The sequence below is a fragment of the Nitrospira sp. genome (genome assembly GCA_016715825.1).
Lineage (GTDB): Bacteria > Nitrospirota > Nitrospiria > Nitrospirales > Nitrospiraceae > Nitrospira_D.
Window position 1 is genome coordinate 547,930 of record JADJXO010000001.1, and the last position, 21,458, is coordinate 569,387.

The 21,458-nt window shown below is 55.4% G+C and carries 18 protein-coding genes; 11 read left to right on the plus strand and 7 right to left on the minus strand.

Going from position 1 to position 21,458, the window contains the following annotated elements; translation table 11 throughout:
• Positions 1 to 8: 8 nt before the first annotated feature.
• The 11 genes from lepA to IPM58_02735 all read left to right on the plus strand — a co-directional run bounded on the left by lepA (position 9) and on the right by IPM58_02735 (position 11,234).
• On the plus strand, positions 9 to 1,808 hold the full coding sequence (gene lepA / locus IPM58_02685) for an elongation factor 4 (GenBank protein MBK9306003.1): 1,800 nt from the start codon (positions 9 to 11) through the stop codon (positions 1,806 to 1,808).
• Complete coding sequence (lepB, locus tag IPM58_02690; protein ID MBK9306004.1) at positions 1,805 to 2,575, plus strand: signal peptidase I; 771 nt, start codon at positions 1,805 to 1,807, stop codon at positions 2,573 to 2,575. Before lepA ends, lepB begins: the two co-directional genes overlap by 4 nt.
• The gene (gene rfaE1, locus IPM58_02695; GenBank protein MBK9306005.1) at positions 2,545 to 3,612 is read left to right on the plus strand and encodes a D-glycero-beta-D-manno-heptose-7-phosphate kinase; all 1,068 of its coding nucleotides are present in this window, start codon (positions 2,545 to 2,547) and stop codon (positions 3,610 to 3,612) included. The genes lepB and rfaE1 overlap by 31 nt, the downstream gene beginning before the upstream one ends.
• On the plus strand, positions 3,605 to 4,402 hold the full coding sequence (gene kdsB / locus IPM58_02700; GenBank protein MBK9306006.1) for a 3-deoxy-manno-octulosonate cytidylyltransferase: 798 nt from the start codon (positions 3,605 to 3,607) through the stop codon (positions 4,400 to 4,402). The genes rfaE1 and kdsB overlap by 8 nt, the downstream gene beginning before the upstream one ends.
• Before the next feature lie 56 nt (positions 4,403 to 4,458).
• Positions 4,459 to 6,060 carry a CTP synthase gene (locus IPM58_02705; protein MBK9306007.1) on the plus strand — a complete coding sequence of 534 codons (1,602 nt, stop codon included), beginning with the start codon at positions 4,459 to 4,461 and terminating at the stop codon, positions 6,058 to 6,060.
• Positions 6,061 to 6,208: 148 nt separating this feature from the next.
• Positions 6,209 to 7,036 carry a 3-deoxy-8-phosphooctulonate synthase gene (kdsA, locus tag IPM58_02710; GenBank protein ID MBK9306008.1) on the plus strand — a complete coding sequence of 276 codons (828 nt, stop codon included), beginning with the start codon at positions 6,209 to 6,211 and terminating at the stop codon, positions 7,034 to 7,036.
• The gene (locus IPM58_02715) at positions 7,009 to 8,034 is read left to right on the plus strand and encodes a KpsF/GutQ family sugar-phosphate isomerase (protein MBK9306009.1); all 1,026 of its coding nucleotides are present in this window, start codon (positions 7,009 to 7,011) and stop codon (positions 8,032 to 8,034) included. The genes kdsA and IPM58_02715 overlap by 28 nt, the downstream gene beginning before the upstream one ends.
• Before the next feature lie 15 nt (positions 8,035 to 8,049).
• The gene (gene pgsA, locus IPM58_02720) at positions 8,050 to 8,646 is read left to right on the plus strand and encodes a CDP-diacylglycerol--glycerol-3-phosphate 3-phosphatidyltransferase (protein MBK9306010.1); all 597 of its coding nucleotides are present in this window, start codon (positions 8,050 to 8,052) and stop codon (positions 8,644 to 8,646) included.
• Positions 8,647 to 8,864: 218 nt separating this feature from the next.
• Positions 8,865 to 9,722, plus strand: a complete 858-nt coding sequence (locus IPM58_02725) for a poly(3-hydroxybutyrate) depolymerase (protein MBK9306011.1) — start codon at positions 8,865 to 8,867, stop codon at positions 9,720 to 9,722.
• 65 nt (positions 9,723 to 9,787) lie between these two features.
• Positions 9,788 to 10,396 carry a glycerol-3-phosphate 1-O-acyltransferase PlsY gene (gene plsY, locus IPM58_02730; protein MBK9306012.1) on the plus strand — a complete coding sequence of 203 codons (609 nt, stop codon included), beginning with the start codon at positions 9,788 to 9,790 and terminating at the stop codon, positions 10,394 to 10,396.
• A gap of 478 nt (positions 10,397 to 10,874) precedes the next feature.
• Positions 10,875 to 11,234 (plus strand): putative addiction module antidote protein, encoded by a 360-nt coding sequence (locus IPM58_02735; protein ID MBK9306013.1) that lies wholly within the window; start codon positions 10,875 to 10,877, stop codon positions 11,232 to 11,234.
• A gap of 161 nt (positions 11,235 to 11,395) precedes the next feature.
• On the opposite strand, the gene IPM58_02740 is transcribed toward IPM58_02735, so the two are convergent.
• From IPM58_02740 to IPM58_02770, 7 genes are all read right to left on the minus strand, one after another.
• The gene (locus IPM58_02740) at positions 11,396 to 11,986 is read right to left on the minus strand and encodes a hypothetical protein (GenBank protein MBK9306014.1); all 591 of its coding nucleotides are present in this window, start codon (positions 11,984 to 11,986) and stop codon (positions 11,396 to 11,398) included.
• Between the two features lie 374 nt (positions 11,987 to 12,360).
• Positions 12,361 to 12,576 carry a hypothetical protein gene (locus tag IPM58_02745; protein ID MBK9306015.1) on the minus strand — a complete coding sequence of 72 codons (216 nt, stop codon included), beginning with the start codon at positions 12,574 to 12,576 and terminating at the stop codon, positions 12,361 to 12,363.
• 171 nt (positions 12,577 to 12,747) lie between these two features.
• A complete protein-coding gene (locus IPM58_02750; GenBank protein MBK9306016.1) occupies positions 12,748 to 13,404 on the minus strand; it encodes a hypothetical protein in 657 nt (218 codons plus the stop codon).
• Between the two features lie 1,073 nt (positions 13,405 to 14,477).
• Positions 14,478 to 19,061, minus strand: a complete 4,584-nt coding sequence (locus IPM58_02755; GenBank protein MBK9306017.1) for an AAA family ATPase — start codon at positions 19,059 to 19,061, stop codon at positions 14,478 to 14,480.
• A gap of 317 nt (positions 19,062 to 19,378) precedes the next feature.
• On the minus strand, positions 19,379 to 19,978 hold the full coding sequence (locus tag IPM58_02760; protein MBK9306018.1) for a porin family protein: 600 nt from the start codon (positions 19,976 to 19,978) through the stop codon (positions 19,379 to 19,381).
• Positions 19,979 to 20,525: 547 nt separating this feature from the next.
• Entirely contained in the window at positions 20,526 to 20,798 is a 273-nt protein-coding gene (locus tag IPM58_02765) for a BrnT family toxin (GenBank protein MBK9306019.1), read from the minus strand.
• Positions 20,799 to 20,902: 104 nt separating this feature from the next.
• The gene (locus tag IPM58_02770) at positions 20,903 to 21,325 is read right to left on the minus strand and encodes a nucleotidyltransferase domain-containing protein (GenBank protein MBK9306020.1); all 423 of its coding nucleotides are present in this window, start codon (positions 21,323 to 21,325) and stop codon (positions 20,903 to 20,905) included.
• Between the last annotated feature and the right edge of the window lie 133 nt (positions 21,326 to 21,458).

Genomic DNA, 21,458 nt, shown 5'->3' on the forward strand with positions numbered 1-21,458 from the left:
ACTAGGATTTGCAAAGCCTTATACGCAACTTTTCCATAATCGCTCATATCGATCACGGCAAATCAACCCTCGCTGACCGGTTCCTAGAAGCTACTGGCGCAGTCACTGCACGAGAGGCGAAAGAGCAGATCCTCGATGCCATGGACCTCGAGCGGGAACGTGGCATTACGATCAAAGCCCACGCAGTGGCCATCAAGTACCGGGCAGAGGATGGAAAGACGTATGCCTTGCATTTGATCGATACGCCGGGGCATGTCGATTTCACGTATGAAGTCTCACGGAGCCTCGCGGCTTGCGAGGGGGCACTGTTGCTCGTTGATGCGACGCAGGGCGTGCAGGCGCAGACCATTGCCAATGTGAATTTGGCGATGGCCAATAACCTCACGATTATTCCCGTGATCAATAAGATTGATTTGGCCAGTGCGGATGTCGAAAGCACCAAACATTCGATCTCCGAGGTGCTCCAACTCGAAGCCGACGAGGCGCTCCCCATCAGTGCGAAGGAAGGGAAAGGGGTGCCGGCAGTCTTGGAAGCGATCATCGCCCGGGTTCCTCCTCCTTCCGGTGATCCGCAAGCTCCGCTCAAAGCGCTTATTTTCGATTCTTGGTTTGATAATTATCAAGGTGTGATTGTCCTCGCGCGGCTGGTAGATGGATCGATCAGGCCCGGCATGAAGATCAAAGTCATGTCCAACAACCGGACGTTTGAAGTTATGGAAGTCGGCCAGTTCACCCCCAAACGGACCAAGAAGGCCGAATTGCTGACCGGTGAAGTCGGCTACCTGTGCGCCAATATGCGGGAAGTGGCCGATGTCAAGATCGGTGATACCCTGACGGATACCGTCACACCGACCGCTGCGCCGTTTCCGGGGTACAAAGACGTCAAACCGTTGGTCTTTTGCGGTCTGTATTCCACGGACACCGCGAAGTACGAGGACCTTCGGGATGCCTTGGTCAAACTTCGATTGAACGATTCGTCGTTTGCATACGAGCCTGAAACCTCCCTTGCCCTGGGATTTGGGTTCCGCTGTGGGTTCCTGGGCTTGTTGCATATGGAGATCATTCAGGAGCGGTTGGAGCGAGAGTATGGGTTGACTCTGATTACCACCGCTCCGACCGTGGTGTACCATGTCACCACTACCAAGGGTGAGGTGTTGCAGATCGACAACCCGGCGGAATTGCCCCCTCCTAACAATATCACCACGTTCGAAGAGCCGTTCATTTTGGCGACGGTCATTACGCCCGAGCGATACATGGGGGCCATCCTGCAGCTGTGCCAGGAACGGAGAGGCATTCAGCGAAGCCTCCAGTTTCTTGATCCCACCCGAGTGATGATCAGTTACGAACTGCCGTTAAACGAAGTGATTCTTGATTTTTACGACAAGCTGAAATCCAGAACGCAGGGCTATGCCTCGCTCGATTATGAATTGCTCGGATACCGCGAATCCGATTTAGTGAAGATCGATATCTTGCTCAACGGCGAGGCGGTGGATGCGCTGTCGTTCATCACGCATCATGAGCGTGCGTACCATCGCGGTCGTCAAATGGCGGAAAAGATGAAAGAGCTGATTCCGCGGCAAATGTTCGAAATCGCGATTCAGGCGGCCATCGGTAACAAGATCATTGCGCGCGAGACCATCGGCGCGATGAAGAAGAACGTCACGGCCAAATGCTACGGCGGTGATATCACGCGGAAACGCAAATTGCTGGAAAAGCAAAAAGAAGGGAAGAAACGGATGAAAGCGGTCGGCAGCGTGGAAGTTCCCCAAGAAGCGTTCTTAGCGATTTTAAAGGTCGGAGACGAATGAGCCTTGATCAGAACCCTAGAAATGCAGATAAATTGTCAGGTTCTCCACGTGTCGGGGATCCCGCCTCAATTTCCGGGGCTAAGGTGACGGAGAACGCGGACCAATCAGGACGGAAGTCCATCGTTCGGGAGTATGCCGAAGCGATCATCGTAGCCATGTTGCTCGCCTTCGCCATCCGCGTCTTTGTGGTGCAAGCGTTCAAGATTCCGTCGGGTTCGATGATTCCCACGCTGCAGATCGGAGATCACATATTGGTCAGCAAACTGTCCTACGGTCTCCAGTGGCCGACGGATTGCAAAATGCTCATGAGCTTTCCCCCGGTGAATTGCTACACCTCCACCACCGTGGTCACATTCGGCAAGCCGCAGCGTGGCGACATCGTCGTATTTCGTTTTCCGGAAGACGAAGAAAAGGACTTCATCAAGCGGATCGTGGGACTGCCTGGAGACACGATCCAGCTTCGGAACAAGGTCGTGCTCGTGAACGGCCAACCGCTCGACGATAAAGCCTTTACCCAACGAATCGACCCAGGAATTATCGAGAGTACCATCAACCCGCGTGATAATTTTGGACCAGTGATGGTCCCTGAAGGATCGTATTTTGTCATGGGAGACAATCGCGACCAGAGTCTGGACAGCCGGTTCTGGGGCTATGTGCGAGAAGAAAAGATCCGCGGCAAGGCATTTCGGATCTATTGGTCCTGGAATGGTCAAGGGAATTGGACGGAGTGGGTTCGATGGGAACGATTCGGCAAAGCCATCCAGTAAAAAACGACACCGGCGCTTCGCGTCCGCATGGAGGTTCGAGTGAGGGGAGCGAGGCTCCCTCACCGAAGGCACTCCGCCTGCATCTGCAACGATTTCCCAAGGCGTCGGTCCTGGTTATCGGCGACCTGATCCTCGATCATTACGTCATGGGGAGGGTGAGCCGGATTTCTCCGGAAGCACCGGTCCCTGTGGTCCACGTCGAATCCGAATCACTCCGACTCGGCGGGGCCGCCAACGTCTACAGCAATATCCTGGCGTTGGGTGGGAAGGCTCATCTGTGTGGTGTGATCGGGGCCGACCCAAGTGGAAAGCAATTGGTCGCGGAATTGGGGCACACCCGGGGATTGCTTGGTGGAATTGTGGTCGATCGGGAGCGACCGACCACGAGAAAAAGTCGAGTCATCGCGCATAACCAGCAGATCGTCCGGTATGACATCGAAGGTCGTAGCGAGTTGAAGGCGGTCCTGAGACAGAAGATTCTTCGGTATGTGGAATCGAGGATGCGGGAATTGTCCTGCATCGTCGTATCTGACTATGCCAAAGGCGTCGTCTCCTCGGTCTTAATGTCAGAAATCACGAGGCTTGCCGCGCTACGAAGGGTTCCGGTCATCGTGGATCCCAAGGTTGAGCATTTCAACTTCTATAAAGGTGTCACCGTCATCACGCCGAACCATCTGGAGGCCACGCAGGCATCGGGGATGCATGGAGACGACAACCAAACGATCAACGAAGCGGGAGCCATGATCCGTCAGCGATTGGGGTGTCAGTCGGTTCTGATCACGCGCGGTGAAAAAGGCATGAGTCTGTACGGCGGTGATGGCGCGTCCTGGCATCTGCCGACCAAGGCCAGGCAGGTCTACGACGTCACTGGTGCCGGAGATACCGTCATCGGAACGCTTGCGTTGGCCCTTGGGGCTGGTGCCGATATCAAAACCGGGGCGATCATGGCCAACTATGCGGCCGGCATCGTGGTGGGGATGGTCGGTACGGCGACCGTTTTGCCGAAACAATTATCCGAGGCCTTTGGGGATGAATAAGTCTTCACGATCGGTCACGGTTGTGATTCCTGCGCGGTATGGTTCCTCACGATTTCCAGGGAAGCCGCTTGTCGAACTGAACGGCAAACCGATGATTCAGCATGTCTATGAACGGGCGGTGGCTTGCCGTGCGGCGTCAGACGTGTTGGTGGCGACCGATGATGAGCGGATCAAACAGGCGGTCGAACGGTTTGGCGGTCGAGCGATGCTCGTCACGGGCGAGTACCGGACCGGGACAGACCGGGTCGCTGCGGTGGCTCGCATGTTTACCGGCGACTGCTTTGTCGATTTACAGGGCGACGAAATTCCGCTGAATCCAGAGTTGCTGACCGATCTTATCGAGCCGTTTTGTGAAAGCGGCGCGAGTATGGGGACGCTCAAACGGGTGATGGATCCGACGGAAGATCTGCTCCATCCTGCTGTGGTCAAAGTAGTGACCGATACCAAAGGCGATGCCCTGTATTTTTCACGAGCTCCAATCCCATTCGTCCGAGATGATCCGAGCAGGCAGGTAGTCGGAGGACTTCATTATATTCATCTGGGGCTGTACATCTATACGAAAGAGACCCTGCTTCGATTGGCAGCGTTGCCGACGAGCCGCTTGGAGGATGCTGAAAAGCTGGAACAGCTCCGTGCGTTGGACCATGGGATTCGCATCCGCGTATGGGAAACGAAGCATGCCTCGTTGCGGGTCGATCAACCTGAAGATGTCCCCGGCGTCGAGGAGCAACTGCGGGAGTTTGAGGCAGTCAAGCGTGAATTGCAGAACAGCAAGGTGTTTTTTAAGTAAGTCGCACAGATCCAGTTCGGATCGGATCGAGCTGATGGCCATCAACGAGGGCAATCATGAGTAAATTCATTTTTGTGACCGGGGGTGTGGTCTCGTCACTCGGGAAAGGCCTGGCCTCGGCCTCCATCGGAAACCTGCTGGAGAGCCGGGGGTTGAAGATCACCTTCCTGAAACTGGATCCGTACATTAACGTCGATCCCGGGACGATGAATCCCTATCAACATGGGGAAGTCTATGTCACGGACGATGGCGCTGAGACGGATCTGGACCTCGGGCATTACGAACGGTTCACGAGCTTGTCGTTGACCAAGGAGAGCAATTACACGACCGGTCGGATTTATCACTCCGTGATCACGAAGGAGCGGCGCGGTGATTATCTTGGGGGAACGGTGCAAGTCGTGCCGCATGTGACGGATGAGATCAAGCAGACGATCATGCGTATCTCGAAGGGGATCGACGTCACGATCGTCGAAATCGGCGGCACGGTCGGTGATATTGAAAGCTTACCGTTTCTCGAAGCCATCCGGCAGATGCCGTACGATGTGGGCCGCGACAACGTGTTGTATGTCCATCTGACCTTAGTGCCATACATCGGAACGGCAGGTGAGCTAAAAACGAAGCCGACACAACATTCGGTCAATAAGTTGCGTGAGATTGGGATTCAACCCAATATTCTGCTGTGTCGAACCGACCGCTACATTCCACCGGAACTCAAGGGCAAAATCGCCATGTTCTGTAACGTGGACAAGGATGCCGTCATTACTGCGAAAGACGTCGAGACCATCTACGAGGTGCCGATCGTGTTTCGAAAGGAGGGATTGGACGAATTGATCGTCCGTCAGCTCCATATGGAAACCGGCCAGCCTAATCTTCGCGAGTGGGATGCGATGGTTCAGAAGATCAAGCGGCCCAAGCATGAAATCTCCGTAGCCTTGGTGGGGAAATATGTGGGGCTGAAGGAATGCTACAAGAGCTTGGGAGAAGCCCTGGTCCATGGCGGAATCGACCATGAAACGAAGGTTCATATCAGTTGGATCGAATCAGAAGACATCGAACGCCAAGGGACCGAACGTATCTTGCGCGAGGCGGACGGCATCCTGATTCCGGGCGGGTTCGGGAACAGAGGAATCGAGGGAAAGGTCACCACGATCACGTATGCGCGGGAACGTCAGGTGCCGTTTCTCGGTCTGTGTTTGGGCATGCAATGCGCCGCAATCGAGTTTGCGCGGAATGTGGCCGGGTTGGCCGACGCCAACAGCGCCGAGTTCGACGAGCGATCGCCACATCCCGTCATTCATCTCATGCCCGATCAACATGCCGTGAGTGATAAAGGCGGGACCATGCGCCTCGGTTCGTATCTCTGTAAACTGGGGGAGGGGACGCTGGCGCAGAAGATGTACGGAGTGGGTGAAGTCCGTGAGCGCCATCGTCATCGGTATGAGTTCAACAACGCCTATCGTGAACAACTGACCGCCAAGGGACTGGTCCTGAGCGGGCTGTCTCCGGATGGTCGCCTTGTCGAGATCATCGAGTTGAAGAATCATCCCTGGTTTTTGGGCACCCAGTTCCATCCGGAGTATCGTTCCCGTCCGCACCACCCACATCCGCTCTTCAGCGGGTTTGTGGGAGCGGCGTTGCGACGAAAGCTTGGGCATTAGGGCGAGATGCTGAAACCGACCTCCAACTGCGTTCTCGGCTTATCAAAATCCTCAACGTACCCCAGAGGGTACGCCTCCGGTTTTGATTCGCCTGCGGCCTTGTTGGAATGCCGGTGTGATCATCCCGCGTGAAGAACGGCGAAACGTTATGGCGCACGAAGTTCAAATCGGTTCTTTCCGAGTCGGCCAAGGGCAACCTCCGTTTCTCATTGCCGGACCGTGCGTGATTGAGAGCGAACAGATCGTCATGGAGACGGCCGGCCGGATCTCCGAGATTGCCAAGGCCTTGGGAATGCCGTACATTTTTAAATCGTCCTTCGATAAGGCCAATCGAACCTCCATCACATCATTTCGCGGCCCTGGTCTTGAGAAGGGGCTTGCGGTCCTCACGAAAGTCAAAGACCAGTTGCGCGTGCCCATCCTGACGGATGTGCATACGGAAGAACAGGCGACGGAAGCCGGGAAGATAGTGGACGTGTTGCAAATTCCGGCATTCCTCTGCCGGCAGACGGATCTGCTGATCGCGGCCGCCAAGACGGGCGCCGTCGTGAACGTCAAGAAAGGCCAATTTCTCTCGCCTCGTGAAATGGGCAATGCCGTGAAGAAGATCGAGGAGTGCGGAAGTCGTCGAATTGTCCTCACTGAACGCGGCTCGTCATTCGGCTACAACAACCTCGTCGTCGACATGCGGTCCTTCCCTATCATGCGGGGGTTCGGCTATCCTGTGGTCTTTGATGCGACCCATAGCGTGCAGTTGCCGGGTGGGGGAGGCACCACCTCAAGCGGCCAACGTGAATTTGTGGAGCCGTTGGCCTGTGCTGCGGCCGGAGCCGGTGTCGACGGATTTTTCATGGAAGTCCATCCGAGTCCTGACGAAGCCTTGTCAGATGGACCCAATATGGTTCCGTTGCATCAATTAAAACCGTTATTAGAGCGGGTTCTGCGAGTATGGAACGCGACAAACCAGCGAAGCTGACACAGACTGTTCGACCCTCGAAGGCAGAGAAAGGCCAAGGCAGTCTTGCCGAGGGACGGCGCGTGCTCGAAATCGAAGCGCGTGCGGTCGAAGCCTTAATCGAGCGACTGGACGATCGGTTCGTCAAGGCGGTGGATGTGCTGGTTCGCTGTAAAGGGAAGGTAGTCGTGTCAGGAATGGGCAAGTCCGGTCTTATCGGGCAAAAGATCGCCGCGACGCTGGCGAGCACCGGGACCTCCTCATTCTTTCTGCATCCGGCCGAGGGTGTGCACGGAGATCTCGGCATGTTGGCGCGTCGAGATGTGTTGGTGACGATCTCCAACAGCGGGGAGACCCAAGAGTTGCTGCAGTTGCTTCCGTTCGTGAAGCGATTGGGCATTCCCGTGATTTCGTTTACGGGACGGACGACCTCTACCCTAGCCAAAAACTCCGATGTCGTCCTCGATGTCTCGATTGCGGAAGAAGCCTGTCCGATGGGATTGGCTCCGACCGCCAGTACGACCGCCACCCTGGCGTTAGGCGATGCCCTCGCTGTCGCGTTATTACAGAAGCGGGAATTCAAAGAAGAAGATTTTGCCAGATTCCATCCCGGCGGTACGTTAGGGCGCCGGTTGCTTGTCAAAGTGAAAGACGTCATGCATGCCGAACCAGACATCCCCAAGGTCCAGGCCTCAGTCGGCGGGATGGCGGCCATGCTGGAAATGACGGCCAAAAAGCTCGGCATGACGACCGTCGTGGATCAGGATGAGTTGTTGGTCGGGGTCATTACCGATGGAGACTTGCGGCGGTTTCTCCAACGTGGGACGGATTTGGTCAACACGACGGCCGGAGAGTTGGCCACGACTACCCCCAAGACCGTCGGGCCTGATGAACTGGCCGCAAAAGCAGTCGAAATGATGGAACGGTTTTCAATTACGACGTTGGTGGTGACGGAGAATGGGCGGACCATCCGTGGCGTGATTCATCTGCATGACCTCTTGAAAAATGGGATTGTTTAGGGGAAGAATCGAACGATGAACCGTGTATTGGAAGCATGGCGAGACATCGGGGCGGACTCGATCAATGTCCCCAATGTGTTGACGCTTGCCCGGATTCTTTTGATTCCGGTCTTCATCATTCTCTTCGTCAACCCCACACCAGACCAATCGCTGGCGGCCGCGGCCATCTTTGCCGTGGCGGCGGTCACGGATATGTTGGACGGCTATATTGCCCGGCGAACAGGCCAGGTGACGAAACTTGGTAAGTTGCTCGATCCTCTCGCGGATAAACTCCTGGTCCTGTCCGCATTGATCCTCCTCATGAACGTGGAGCGAGTCAGCGCGCTGGTGGTGTTGCTGATCGTCGGGCGAGAACTGGCGGTCACGGGCATGCGCGCCATTGCGGCAGGGGAGGGTATGATTATTCCTGCGGAGACGACCGGCAAGTACAAGATGGCGTTGCAAGTGGTCGCGATCATCCTGCTCATCCTGGAAGGGACTGGGTTGGCCGCTCTCGGCAACATGCATTTGGCGGGGAGCTTCACCCTATACCTCTCGCTGGTGTTTGGCTATGTTTCCGGTGGGCAATATGTGTGGAGCTTTTGGAAGCAGGTCGTCGCGAAGGGGCTGTAGCCAGGATGTTGAAACGAGACCTCAGCTTCGTTCTCGCATCGTTCAGACCCTCAACATACCCCGGCGGCAGAGAGCTGCTGTGGCTGCTCGGGGTGGGGTGGGTGAGAAAGCCTATGCCTCGGCCCTTCACTCGCTGCGGCCTCGCCGGATGTCTCGTGTGAACATCCTGTAGCCCATTGGATTGGATTGCTTCATCAACTCGAGAAGCCGGATCTGACATGGGTGTGCAATGGCAGGCTCTCCTGCGAGCACCATTCTTCGTTATCGGTGCCAGTTTCTTCTTCCTCGTCACAGCCTGTACGGAAAACACAACGCCGCCGCCACTCGAAGCGTTTGCTTACCCAACTGAGGGGAGACAGTGTCTGGCAGGATCTCGGACTGGAGCAGCCGGTGCGACCGATGGAACAGTTTCAACCGGCGGTATGAAGTATATGGTTCGCACACCGTCCAACTATGACGCGACCTTTGCCCATCCCTTGCTGATGGTCTACCCTCCGGCTGGACACAGTCGGTGGGAGTCCGAGCGCTTCGTCGGACTCACAACTGCAGCAACTGGTATGGGGTTTCTCGTGGTCTACCCTGACCACAAGCAGCTGAACATTCCCGCTATTGAACAGCTTGGAACCATTCCTTCGGAGGTAGCGAAGGAGTGGTGCATCGATGAACAACGTGTGTTTGTCACTGGTCACTCGGATGGCGGCACGGCCTCAATGGCGATGGCCGTGCTTGAGAAGACGAAGAAGATTCCGACAGCCATCGCCCCGAGTGCAGCCGGATGGACCGGCAAGGATCTCGAGGAATTTCAATGCCGAGATCCCCTGCCGGTCATGATCATGCACAGTAAGAACGACAAACTCTTTCCTGGTTGGGGTGCCGAAACAGCAGCCTGGTGGGCGGGCTGTAATCAGTGTGATGTGACGAAGACGACACCACTGGAGGGCGACTGTCGCGCGTATCAAGGCTGTGCTTCAGGCGGGGCGACGCTCTATTGTGAAGGAACCGGCAGCCATCATGACTGGCCAAATCTGAATCGTATGATGCTCGACTTCTTTGTGCATCCGGAAAAGTTCCAATGACGTTCAGGCTCAAGCTTGTGGTAGGTAATGCGGCAATACACGGCAGTGAGACCTGCAAATAAACTATGGAGCATCTCGGACTGATCATTGGCCTTGTGGTGGGTGGATATCTGTTAGGCGCGGTCCCCTTCGGGGTGGTCATCTCAAGGGCGATGGGCCTGCCGGATCCCCGCACGGTCGGGAGCAAGAACGTCGGGTTTACGAACGTGCTGCGTGTCTCGGGCAAGACGCCCGGCATTCTCACCTTGATCGGGGATATGGGCAAGGGATGGGTGATGGGCTTCGCGGCGACGCAGCTGCTGCAAGACGAATGGGCGATTCTGGCCGTTACGCTCGCTCCATTTCTGGGCCACCTCTTTTCGCCGTTTCTTGGATTCAAAGGAGGCAAGGGGGTCGCAACCGCGCTCGGTTCTGTCCTTGGAGTGGCACCGCTGATAGGCCTATTGCTCCTGCTGGCCTGGATCGGAGCGGTGGCACTCTGGCGCTACTCGTCGGGGGGAGCACTGACCGCGTTCGGATTGTTTCCCGTTATCGCTGCGCTGCTTCACCCAAGCGCGGCTTTCGTCTCGTTTGCTGTAATGGTGACAGGTCTTATTGTGATCAAGCATAAGGGAAATATTGAGAGGCTGTGGGAAGGGACGGAGAGTAAGATGGGACAAGGTCGGCCCGGTTGATCCAAGTGCTCGCGGAACCCCCACGTCTGCCCATCGTATTCCACTGGAGGAGAACGACGTGGTCGTTCCATGCGCGCAATTTTGGATTCAACCAGACCGCCCTTGGGAGAGGGTTAGAGAGAAATTCGAGGATAAGCTTATGTGGTAACTGGCAGCCAGGCCGTCCTTCTTGCTCGCCGAACGCGTGCCCTCAGAAGGGCCTCGTTCGATGCGCGCAGTGAACGACAACCTGACTGCTCCCCGTTCTTTGTTGTGAGGGGGCGGACACCAAGAAAATGCACGCGCGCAGGTTTGGCTTCAACCAGACCAAAGTCCACATCGCTATCCTAAGGCCTTTCTAAAATCACAGTCCATGAATGGAATATTCCTGTATGACCATAGCGTCCTTCTGAGTGAGATCAGCGGTTGCACGAAGTGCAAGGAATCCACTGATATTAGGATAGCCTGGCAACTTGCTCGGAACCTATAGGAGTAGTGTATGGGACGAACGACGACAACTCGCTTTGATGTCGCCGAACATCTTCGAACACCGGAAGAAATGGCCGCCTACCTAGAGGCGTGTTTCGAGGAGGCTCAGGGCGACGCGGCGTTTATCGCCAAGGCATTAGGCGATATCGCACGGGCCAAAGGGATGGCTCAGGTTGCACGAGATGCCGGTCTTTCTCGTGAAAGTTTGTATAAGACGCTGTCGGGCGAGCGGAGTCCTGGGTTCGATACCATTCTTAAAGTGGTAGGTGCGCTGGGCCTGACGCTTCATGCCCAAGTCCCCCAGAAACAAGCTTCACGCCGATCGGGTGCTCGTTCCCGCGTACGCGCGCCCAAGCGCCGCGCTGCGTGAACCATCCAGGGTGTAACAGCAGGAAACAATTCGAGTCAGCGTGCAATTTTCGAAAAGCCAGATCACGTGGTATGGGCGCCCGCGAACACAATGACACTCTGACCCTAATTTCTTTTTTCACCCGTTGCACTTGGAACTTGAAACCACCCTGTAAAACAATTTCACGGGCTCTTGTTTATGGCGACGCTTGATATCTGCCACTTGCCACCTGTAGCAAGCGGGCCAGAGGCCTTTAGAACGCGACTGCCGTTCCAGTTTTCGCCAGCAAATTCAATGGCGACTGTAACTACGCGGTAGTCCGCCGAACGTCCGTATCTCGAGACAAACTGCTGAGAAGCAAATATGTTGACCGTACTCGCCGCCGGGATCTGTCTTCGGGAGATGAGTCTGTTCGACCCGTCAAGCTGCTCATACTTCCCGTCAGCCTTGCCATCCAACGCTATCCTCTTGTCGCCAAACATCGCGGGCACATCGTACTGAAGGTCAATGTTGATTAGTTCAATCTTGAATTTCGACCAGAGGTTGAACTCAACCTTTACGAAGAAGTTCTCGGTCTCCAAGCCGCTAACATCATCTGCGCGCTTGTAGATATTCTTGCCTTGAGCCTCAACCGGAGTAATTGTAAACGCATCGCCAACATCCGGTTCACCAGTCTTACCATGCGCAAACACCGAAATGATTAACTGCAGTACTATCAGAGTAATCACCGTAACCTTGGCCCACATTGGATATGCGGTCATAAATTCCATCATGATGTCCTTCAAACTAGGCATCGGTTTGGAGGTAGATCCCAGCCGTTTAACTATTGAGTATACTGACCGTCAAAGTACACGGAGCTACTGAAGACTGGCGTGTGATTCTTGCGCGCGTTCAATTACTTGTCAACGCTTTCTATGGGGCCGCATCGAAGTATCTTACGGGAAAATATCGGGCGACGATGCTGATTTGTGCGGGGTAGCCAAACTGGGCGAGGAGCCGTTCGCAGTCTTTCCAGCTGTGGCCGAATGCGCGTTCATTGTCGACTCCGACCCAGCCACAACATCTCGAATGGTCTGTGATGGTGGGATCGAATTCGCTGCCATCGTGTGATGACCGTCATCATCGCTATGTCATCTGGTAGCAAAGGTTAGACGGCAATGGGAGTCAGAGCGAACACACGACCGTACCGCGCAGCTGTCGCGGTGTCTCCATTTTTTAACGCTTCACGCACATCATCGAGCTTGTAGGCGTCTTCGACCGATAGGTAGGGGGACCACTCGTCATCGGTTACTAACAGTTCAACGTCGACTTCGGCCAGATAGCGTCCCTGGTGAATAAGTTTCGTTCGCCGGTGTTTCTTCATGTATGCCTGCTCATGAATCCGTCCTGCCATCGGTCGGGGACTGGCCGATAACCGGTGATGAGAGGAGTGTGAGAAAAACAGGTCCAAAATATAATTTTGAGAAGCACTCATCCGAATAGGGCGTTCGCGAATATAGTAGCACTCTGGTCCTCTTTTCTTCGAACGGAAAATTTATAGACTCGCGTCAATGGTCTCGTCGGTTGAGTACGATTGAAGTATTCCTGCGGTCATGTCCGCATGGAAGTCGTGCAGGCGAAGCAGGGTGTCAACGGTATCTCTCACGATATTGAAGGCCCATCGAAACAACCGGTGTGACTGTAGCTGGCTGAGCCAAATGTAATCGACATCATTCCCTGTGCTTTGGAGTAAGCCAGCTTCTCTTAACGAGACAAGATATTCCGGTGTATTATTCTTTTCCTCAGGTCCTGGCCTGTGCGCGGGATGAAGGATTTCGTGCCTGACTTGGATCAACAGGTCAAGCTTTTGTCTGAGCTTGTCAGGGAATGTTGGATAACACTTAGCAATTACGGAAACGTCATTCCCGGATTTAGCCAGTTCCACCAGCGTAGTTTTGTCGAAGTGGGAATTAGCCCACATTCCAGCATTGAGTTCAATTAGTAGACAGTGCAAGGCGCTGAATAGAATTGGAATACCTGCCAGTGTGTAAATAGAGCAGTTGCCGTCAGCATTCTTGGCGTATTCAGCAGATGTCTGGAATAGTAGTTTAGCAAGATGACTGAAATCCTGAGACGAAGTACCACTCACACCAGGGTAATGGTTAGCGACCCTAGACTGCCTGCTGTCGCGACCAGGATTGAGAGTTGCCATGGATCGAGATCGGCCAAGATGATTAACTGCTGAATATGCTTACCAGTATGGTAAGTCCAGGTGAATTGAAATCTGACGAGAGATTCTTGCGCGGAATCAATATCTTGTCAACGATCTTCGTGGTGGTTTGTTCACGTTGAGTAAGTGAAGAGGTAGATGTTGGTGCTCGGCGTAGAATCGTTTGTCAGATTTCGGTGATTGGAACCTGGCGGTAAACCTTGGCAAGTTCAGCCGAAGAATGCTTGATGACCTTTGTGAGCAACGAATGCCAACGCTGTAATTCATCTGGTGTGACAAAGCGGAGGTCGCCAACAGAAAGCCCCTGCCTTGTGCGTTTTGCGCAAATAAATCTCATCACACTCCCACCGATTATGTAGACCGATATTTCGTACCAGGGTCATTTCAGACAGCTCAGCCGTGTCGGACTCTGAAAGAAGAAGCTCTATGCCTGTTGAATCTTGGATAATGCACAGTTGATCTGCCATTGGGAGAAAGTCGGCGCGTGCTAGATTAGACTCTTTGTCCTTGCTTAGTGGAGGTAGGTTCAGATGGCTTCTAGAAAATCGGATAAAGGCTGCAAGCCGACGAACGTACCAGTCCCAATGAGAGTTCATAGCGATGAGGGCGGCTTGGTACACTGATCCCTCAAACACTATCTTGTACTTCTGAAGGATATTCCAACCTTGATTAAGCGTTGTTGATTCCAGACCACTACCCCTCATCATGTTTTCGACTTCATTCAACCCCCCAGAGCGTCGGACTTGCTGACCTGCGGCCATGTCTGCAAAGGCTGCGTAGAAGAGCGTCCCCTGCAGGAACTCAAGTGTCTGATAGCTGATCTGGAATGGAAATGGGTGAGCATTACACGGTTCCATACTTGTTATCGATGGTAGTGGGATGCGAGTCATGGCCCTTTAGAAGTCGGTAGGAAATCATGGTCAGAGTGCCATTTCGAGAGAGCCGCTCACGTCATTTTGGCGTTCACGAACACCATTCTGACCTCAATTTTCCGAGCATCCTGTGGTGGCCCATTCCACCGAGAGAAGTCACACGACGGCTCATTGGCTCGGTGATCAAGCCGGTTCGGTTGAGTTGCCTGCGGATTGGGTTGCATACTCATGTTCACTATTCTCACCGAGCGCCATCGGTTCATTGGCCCAGTCTTGGCGGATCTTTTCAGCTGCCCTTTTGATTCTATCAACTAAGGGCTCAACGCGATTGGACTCGTGGGGTTCGCCTTTCCCCATTGGCTCAATGCCAAGCTGATTGAATTTCGAAAGTACCGGTGCCATGGCAGTCTCGGGGGCGCGGAAGAAGACGCTGCCGCGGATGCGGACGAAGACCCAGCCAAGCCGTTCAAGAATCGCCTGCCGTTCGAGGTCACGCTGAAGCTGCTCCGGTGTGTGCCACTTCTCGCCGTCGCATTCCACTGCAAGGCGTCGTCTTGTTCCTTCCACAACGAGTGCAATTCGGAACGCACCGACCGGCCACTGTGGCTGCACTTGGTACCCGGCTGCGAGCAGTCGTTGGAGTACCTCGGTTTCAAACACTGAATCAGTCTGCTTGCCGTAATCCTCCTTCGCTCGAAGAATGGCTTGCGGATCGCGTGCATGCTGGATGAGTCGGCGGCGGAGATCGCCGTCTTTAAGATGAGTGTCCGGGTCGAGTGAATGCACGACCCAAAGTTGATTGCGCGCACGACTCACCGCGACGTTGTAGCGTTTCTTGTAGAGGTCCTTCGGTCCGGCGTCACGACAAGACAGTTGGCCGTGGTCCGGCGGTCCATCGACCATTGAGAGGAAGACGACATCTCGTTCGTCGCCCTGAAACTGTGCGGCATTTCCGCAGAGTAAGCGATGCTTTTCAAGCACATCCGGTGGCAACCGCTGCCGAAGCACATTCTCAATCAGTAGCGCCTGCTCATCACCGACCAGCGAAATGATGCCGAAGCTCGTCGGACGCCTGGATTCGTTCCGGGCATAGGCCGGATCATTCAGGCATGCGCAAACTAACGACGCAATCTCCTCGGCCTCGACCCGGTTGATCTTGCCTTGGCCGTCACGGAAACCTTGCACGTGATGCGCCACGAGAGCGGGGCGGAGGCTCGCCGACAGCGGCTCACGCAGCGGACGAATCGCGTGACTGTAGGAAAGCTGATTGCAGAACTCGATGATCTCAGGCACGCAGCGGAAATGCTCGCGTAGGGCGATCACGCTGCCGAAGGCAGTTTCTGCGAGGTCATAAATAGATGTCTGTCCGTCGTACAGGTGACTATTCGGGATACCTTGGAGGTCGGTGGCAATGAGCCGTTGCACCTCATCCAGCCGCTGACCCACGGCATCGGGCGTGACCTGCTCTTTGTCGCCCACCACGACGTGCTCGTGTCCGAGATAGAGTGCCGCGAGCGCGGTCACATCGCTCTGGCTGGCTTCATCGATGATCACCACGTCGAACTTCGTAGTGCGCGGATCAAAGCTCTCATACACGCGATTCAACGGCATGATCCACACCGGGACTGCGCGGCGTGCTGAAACGAGAAGTTCTCGTACCCGGCGCATTAATTCCGGCACGCGCTTTCCGGTTCCCTTGCCGACTTTATGAATCGTCTGCACAAAGCCCATCAAGGCCTGCTGCGTGTGTAATGCGGTGCGATCACGCTGTGCCGCCCATGTCTCGTACTCGATAATCCTTCCGGCGACGTGCCGTAACTCCTCTTCCATTCGGTCGAGCCGTCCTTGAAGATCCGTCATCGAAACGGCCGCGCGCCGTTCCAACTCTTGAAGCCACTGCCGCCATCGCCAGGCTGCCTCCGCATTGCCCGCCGGTTGCGAATGGTCGTGTGGCATGTGGCGTTTGGCGACGGCCTGTGCCCATGCAGGCGCGGTTGGTTCCAACTTTGCCAGGAGAGTCAGACGGTTGTCGTAAACGTTGCGGAGACCTTCGAGCCGGGCGATCTCCATCGAGAGGCCCTCGTAGTTGTCGACGTCCCAGGCGTCCTGGGCTTGGAGCAGTCGTGATGCAACAGCACTCTCTGGGAACCCTGTGAGATAGGTCCGTTGCGCCTGTAAGGCTGCCGATAACTCTGCTTGCCGGAGCAGCGCGGCCTGCGCCTCGACAATCTCCGCCAACCCATGGGACCCAGCACGTTGTACGCGCGCCAACTCACCATGATCGCCTGGTACAGGGGGATGGGCAGCCAGCCACGTGTCCCAATGAAAGCCCGCCGTGCGCAGTTCTTCAATCAGTGGCTCCCAGACCGCTCCACGCCATTCAAGACGCCTGCGTATTTCTGCCGCGTATCCTTGAGCCGCGCGTTCCGGTGAACGTCCGAGGCTTTCAACCGCCGGCCCCTCGAGGCTTTCCACGGCCCGGCGCCAGCGGGCGGCAAAACGGTTCCGGCTCTTCTCCAACTGCGCCCTCGCATGCAAGGCACGAAACTCATCCAGAGTGCGTGGCTCACGACCTTCTACGCGGCAGGATTCGATGAGCAGATGCCAGGCCCGACGAGTGAGTTTCGTCTTCAAACCGAATGATCCGCCTCCTTCCAGGAAGGCCACCATGTCGCCGAGCATCGATGCTGCTTCATCCAGCGAGCGATCTGGTGGGAGCTCGGGTCCATGCGCCATCATGAGGCGGTGAGCCGTTCCAGATTCATGTGCCAACGTCTCCACAACTGCCAGGAGGTCTTGCCAGGCTTCTTGTAATTCCCCACCAGTCCAACCGGCGAACAGGACTTCGCGTAGCCAGGTCTGTTCTTCGGCCAGTATCGCCGCCGCCTGCCGCACGCGCTGATGAAGGTCCTGAAGCTGGGTCGTAGTGTAATTGGCTACAGCGTGACCGTTCCACAGGTCGGGCCGGTGCGCTTGCGCGCGGACATCTGCGCTCGCTCGCTCCGTCGCGAGGAGGCGGAAATCAGCCGGTCTCACGAGCTCCGCCAGCGCCGGTTGAGGCACCGAAAGTTGTGCCTCGTCTTCCGGCGCAAGGGTGTCTTGTGAAGCGTACAGGCGCCGAACCTCGGCGTCCGTGAGCGGACACACCATCCCAGGTTGAAGCGGTCCTGGAATCCACCCATCTCGTTCGGTATCTGCCTTCACCCGCCGCGCGACATCGATAGGGTTGAACCCTTCGCCACCGTGCACAATCTCTTCGATTTCACTGAACCGGGCATCCCGGAGTTGCCGACGCAACGTATCTTTATCGTGGAGCAACGTTCGCCGTTTGTCGCGGAGCAACCCGGCTTCGCGTCGCAAGCTTGCCGCATCGGAACGTGAGAGCCGGTCGGCAATATCCTGTGCCGCTGTCGAAAGCTGTGCCTGACTTTCCGCGTCGCTTTCAAGAACACTGAGGGCCAATGGTTGGAGCGCCTCGTCGACCTGCCGCCGCAACACCCGCAACGCCTTCGTCGTGTGGGCGGTCACCAACACGGATTTTCCCTGCGAGAGGAGGTAGCCCAGCAGATTCGCAATGGTGTGCGTTTTACCCGTGCCTGGTGGGCCTTGCACGAGTACGGACTTCGCCGTCGTCAATCTCGCTGCAATGTCGTACTGTTCTGCGTTTGCCGGTTTGCTAAACAGGATATCCGGCTCCGGTTCATCCGGGACCTCTGGCCCCTCGCCATCACCGTGTATGGGAATTTCGGATGTGGCCGTGGTCTCCACGCCCACGATACGCGAGAGTCCCTCGGGGGGTTCCGTGTCCTTGTTGTCCAAATCCTCCAGGATGTAGTCGAGGGTGGTGCTCAGCCCAGCCGTCCGTGGACGGAGGTACAAGAGTGGTTCGCGCCACATGCTCGGCTGTGTGGGTACCGAGCCACGCATCTTGCTGTCGAGGAACTCACCGTCATGGAACAGCCCCTGCACAAGTCGACGGTAGAAGCTTTCTGTGCTCGCGCCGCCGAGCGGTTCCACCGGCTGCTCTTCCAACTCTTTGTCGAAATGAGCAATCAGCCGGCCTTCAATGCTCGGTACGAGTCGAAGCAGGGCGCGGTGCAACTCTACTTTTTCCGTCCCGGTGTTGAAGCGAAATTCTGGTAACAGCGGGTCGAATTCCAGATGGATTCGCTGCATGAGCACCGGATGGTGGATACTGTGTTCCGCAACGCTGAGCATCCCATCCGCAAGGACAAGGTCTACCTGGTCGCCTTCGCGCTGTATCATGGTCCACAGTGCATGAATGCGGTCGAATAGATGACGTGCCGCAATCGCCGGCCGCTCTGCCTCAGCCCACTTCGTCCGTACGAGACGCCACGCGTTCAAGGCTTCGAGGCGTTCCGGGTCATCGGTCAGGGCAACGGTGCTGGGCTGTTTGTCCTTGGGTCGAACATGACGGAACTCCACGACCTGGACCTCTCCCTCTACTGACTGCCATCCAGGCTTGAGCCAGCCCTCTAAAGGTGAAGGTGGCCCTGGGCAGGGCGTCAATCGAGCTCGTTGGATCCGAATGAGTGCTTCCAATTCGACGTCTGCCGTGTCATTGGTCTCATCTTCTGTGCGGTCGCCGCGTCGGACCCACACACAGGGATGCAGGGGCCAGCTATCGATACGCATGACATCCGACCCGGACAAATCGCGGACCACGGGATTGCGAAGTTCGTTCAGACCCTTCAGGAACTTGAACGTCTGAATCAATCGTTCTTTGGCGGTCCTGGCAGCAGTCATCTACGTCGTCTCAATTTCAAGATCTGGGTGATACGTGTCGCCACGGAGTACTCTGATTCGTAGAGTTCTCATCCTTGGCTGGGTAGTGATTCTTACGTGTGCGGCAGCACTTGTCAACGCTCTCTAAAGCACCGCGTCGGCTTGTTACACCGACGGTTATAACTGTGCGGGGTAGGTGAGGAGCTTTTTGCAGTCTCTTAAGGTGAGGGTGTGTGGGGCGAAGTAGGCGACTGGACACGACCTGATTAAGAATTGCAATAGGCTGGTTGAAGCTCTATCCCTCACAGGTCCGATGGTCGCCTCAACGTGATGCGAGGTTAAAAGTGCACATTCAGACCAAAGGTCACCATATGCCCATTGTCCTCAAATCGCTTATCGCGCAGGGATGCATCCTTCGACTCGATTTTCTCAAGCCAGATATGTCGATAGGTTCCATCGAGCGAGACATATTCGGTGAGAAAGAGCTGGAGTCCTCCTCCCGCGTGTGCGCCGAACCGATGTTGTGTCTTGTCGAAGTCGCCGGGACCCTCGACGTTCGTGAAGTACCACCCGGCCCCGCCTAGAATAAAGGGAGAAAGTCGTTTCATGCCAAATGGATAGAGCAATACTGAGCCTTGCACCGGAAAGGTTCGGACCTTGGTAGAGTTGATTTCTGTTCTACGATAGTCGACCGAACCTTCAACGGCAAGAAAGTGGAATGGATGAATGCGGACCTGACCGCCGCCAAACCAGTTCTCGTCTCCGTTTTTCGGATCGAAATAGGTCGCACGACCACCAATAGAGAAGAGCCCAATATTCATGTCATCGAAGAGCCCTTCCGCTGCAGCTGGTTTGGCACTTCCTTCATAGAGCATTCCCCCCAGAGCGACGGTTAGAGCCACCAAGACGACCGGTCGTTTCAGCACGCGCATGATCACGTCTCACCTCCCTGTAAGATTCCAGAACTCTGTACAGCTCTAGTCTTTAGACGTGGGTGGCTGGTCTGTGTAAACGCGGAGTGAGAAAAATATTTCGGAAGGTGGGGAGGCTGCTTAGCCCGGTGTTTCAGGTGATCAGGAAGAACATTACGTAGCGACGATGCTGACGTGTGCTGAGTAACCGAGTTGTGCGAGGAGTTGCTCTCAGTTGTCCTAAGAGAGGCCAAACGTTCTGCCGTGAGGACTAGGCCAAGTTGTTCTCATGAAGAGGGCTAGTCCTATGGAATGAATTAACGCACGGCAGGGCTAAGCAGTACGCGAAGTTTTTCTCCGTGTCCGGGTTGAGCGTCGCGTTATGCGTGCTGTCTTTTCAGTTAACACGAGTAACCCAGCCAATGCTTCATTGACTGCCTTTGAGTTGGGAAACGCCTTGGCAATGGCCGGCTCTAACAGGACGACCGAAGACCCTGCAGCTACTGCCGAGTAAAATTTCCCTCTTTCAAGTTTTGTAAAGTCCGAGCGCTTGTACTCCGAACGTGTGTCGTCTTTATCCTTCTTCATATAATTTCCTTTCATTGCGTGTCATGCGGCGGGCGTTGATGATTCGAATGGCGTCTGGTCGATAGGTGTGTGAGACAACGAGTAGCCGACTTAATCGGGACATTCCAAAGGTAATATACCGCAGCTCGCCGATGGAGTGATCCGGGTCAGGGCCTGAAAGAGCCAGTCGGTCCAGAAATACCGAAGCCGCTTCGTCGAACGAGATTCCGTGCTTACGAAGATTGATTTCGGCTTTGCGCGGATCCCACTCAAACTTCATGGCCAAATATAGCCCCTTGTGCCATGCAGAACGACCTGTTGCTCAGCCGAGAGTCCGCAGCGGAAAATCAACTAGTACAGCAGAATTGCTCATGAAGAAGGCGACTAGGTCCCGATCCATGCTTTGCGTCTCTCAGACAAGATGCGGCGGTAGTAGGGCATGACGTCCGCTTCTTCATAGACCATACGCAGAATGAGTTCGGCGTAGCGTGTTCGATCGTGACACAGTACTTTGCGTCCCCTAGTCAGGATCTGCCGGAGCAATGGGTTGTGAGCCCGATCAAGATCTATGAGATCCACCGGGCGACCGACGGCTAAGGCAAGGTCTTCAATGACGGCGATATGCGTCTGAGGAGTAAGTGGGGTCGTAGTTGCAACCGCGATATCCAGATCACTATCGTTGCGAGCGCGATCCTTAGCTGTCGATCCGAACAAAATAGCCAATACTACCGACGGATGACGAGTCATCACTTCCGTGATCGTCCGATCAAGTTCACGAGGTGTGTGGAGAGATTCCCGCTGTTGCATGCTTTTGAGTATCATGAATGCCTGGAAGCTGCAAGGCGATGTGGGAACAACGGTCATAGGGTCGACCATCGAATTGACTCTCTTGTACCCCCTTCATATAATGCGACCCGTTCGTCGTTTTCCTTATCCGACC

What these genes read in the sequence shown, in the direction of transcription:
- lepB (MBK9306004.1), top strand. Translation starts at nt 1,805, where the DNA reads ATGAGCCTTGATCAGAACCCTAGAAATGCAGATAAATTGTCAGGTTCT.
- rfaE1 (MBK9306005.1), top strand. Translation starts at nt 2,545, where the DNA reads ATGGGAACGATTCGGCAAAGCCATCCAGTAAAAAACGACACCGGCGCT.
- kdsB (MBK9306006.1), top strand. Translation starts at nt 3,605, where the DNA reads ATGAATAAGTCTTCACGATCGGTCACGGTTGTGATTCCTGCGCGGTAT.
- IPM58_02705 (MBK9306007.1), top strand. Translation starts at nt 4,459, where the DNA reads ATGAGTAAATTCATTTTTGTGACCGGGGGTGTGGTCTCGTCACTCGGG.
- kdsA (MBK9306008.1), top strand. Translation starts at nt 6,209, where the DNA reads ATGGCGCACGAAGTTCAAATCGGTTCTTTCCGAGTCGGCCAAGGGCAA.
- IPM58_02715 (MBK9306009.1), top strand. Translation starts at nt 7,009, where the DNA reads ATGGAACGCGACAAACCAGCGAAGCTGACACAGACTGTTCGACCCTCG.
- pgsA (MBK9306010.1), top strand. Translation starts at nt 8,050, where the DNA reads ATGAACCGTGTATTGGAAGCATGGCGAGACATCGGGGCGGACTCGATC.
- IPM58_02725 (MBK9306011.1), top strand. Translation starts at nt 8,865, where the DNA reads ATGGGTGTGCAATGGCAGGCTCTCCTGCGAGCACCATTCTTCGTTATC.
- plsY (MBK9306012.1), top strand. Translation starts at nt 9,788, where the DNA reads ATGGAGCATCTCGGACTGATCATTGGCCTTGTGGTGGGTGGATATCTG.
- IPM58_02735 (MBK9306013.1), top strand. Translation starts at nt 10,875, where the DNA reads ATGGGACGAACGACGACAACTCGCTTTGATGTCGCCGAACATCTTCGA.
- IPM58_02740 (MBK9306014.1), bottom strand. Translation starts at nt 11,986, where the DNA reads ATGATGGAATTTATGACCGCATATCCAATGTGGGCCAAGGTTACGGTG.
- IPM58_02745 (MBK9306015.1), bottom strand. Translation starts at nt 12,576, where the DNA reads ATGAAGAAACACCGGCGAACGAAACTTATTCACCAGGGACGCTATCTG.
- IPM58_02750 (MBK9306016.1), bottom strand. Translation starts at nt 13,404, where the DNA reads ATGGCAACTCTCAATCCTGGTCGCGACAGCAGGCAGTCTAGGGTCGCT.
- IPM58_02755 (MBK9306017.1), bottom strand. Translation starts at nt 19,061, where the DNA reads ATGACTGCTGCCAGGACCGCCAAAGAACGATTGATTCAGACGTTCAAG.
- IPM58_02765 (MBK9306019.1), bottom strand. Translation starts at nt 20,798, where the DNA reads ATGAAGTTTGAGTGGGATCCGCGCAAAGCCGAAATCAATCTTCGTAAG.
- IPM58_02770 (MBK9306020.1), bottom strand. Translation starts at nt 21,325, where the DNA reads ATGCAACAGCGGGAATCTCTCCACACACCTCGTGAACTTGATCGGACG.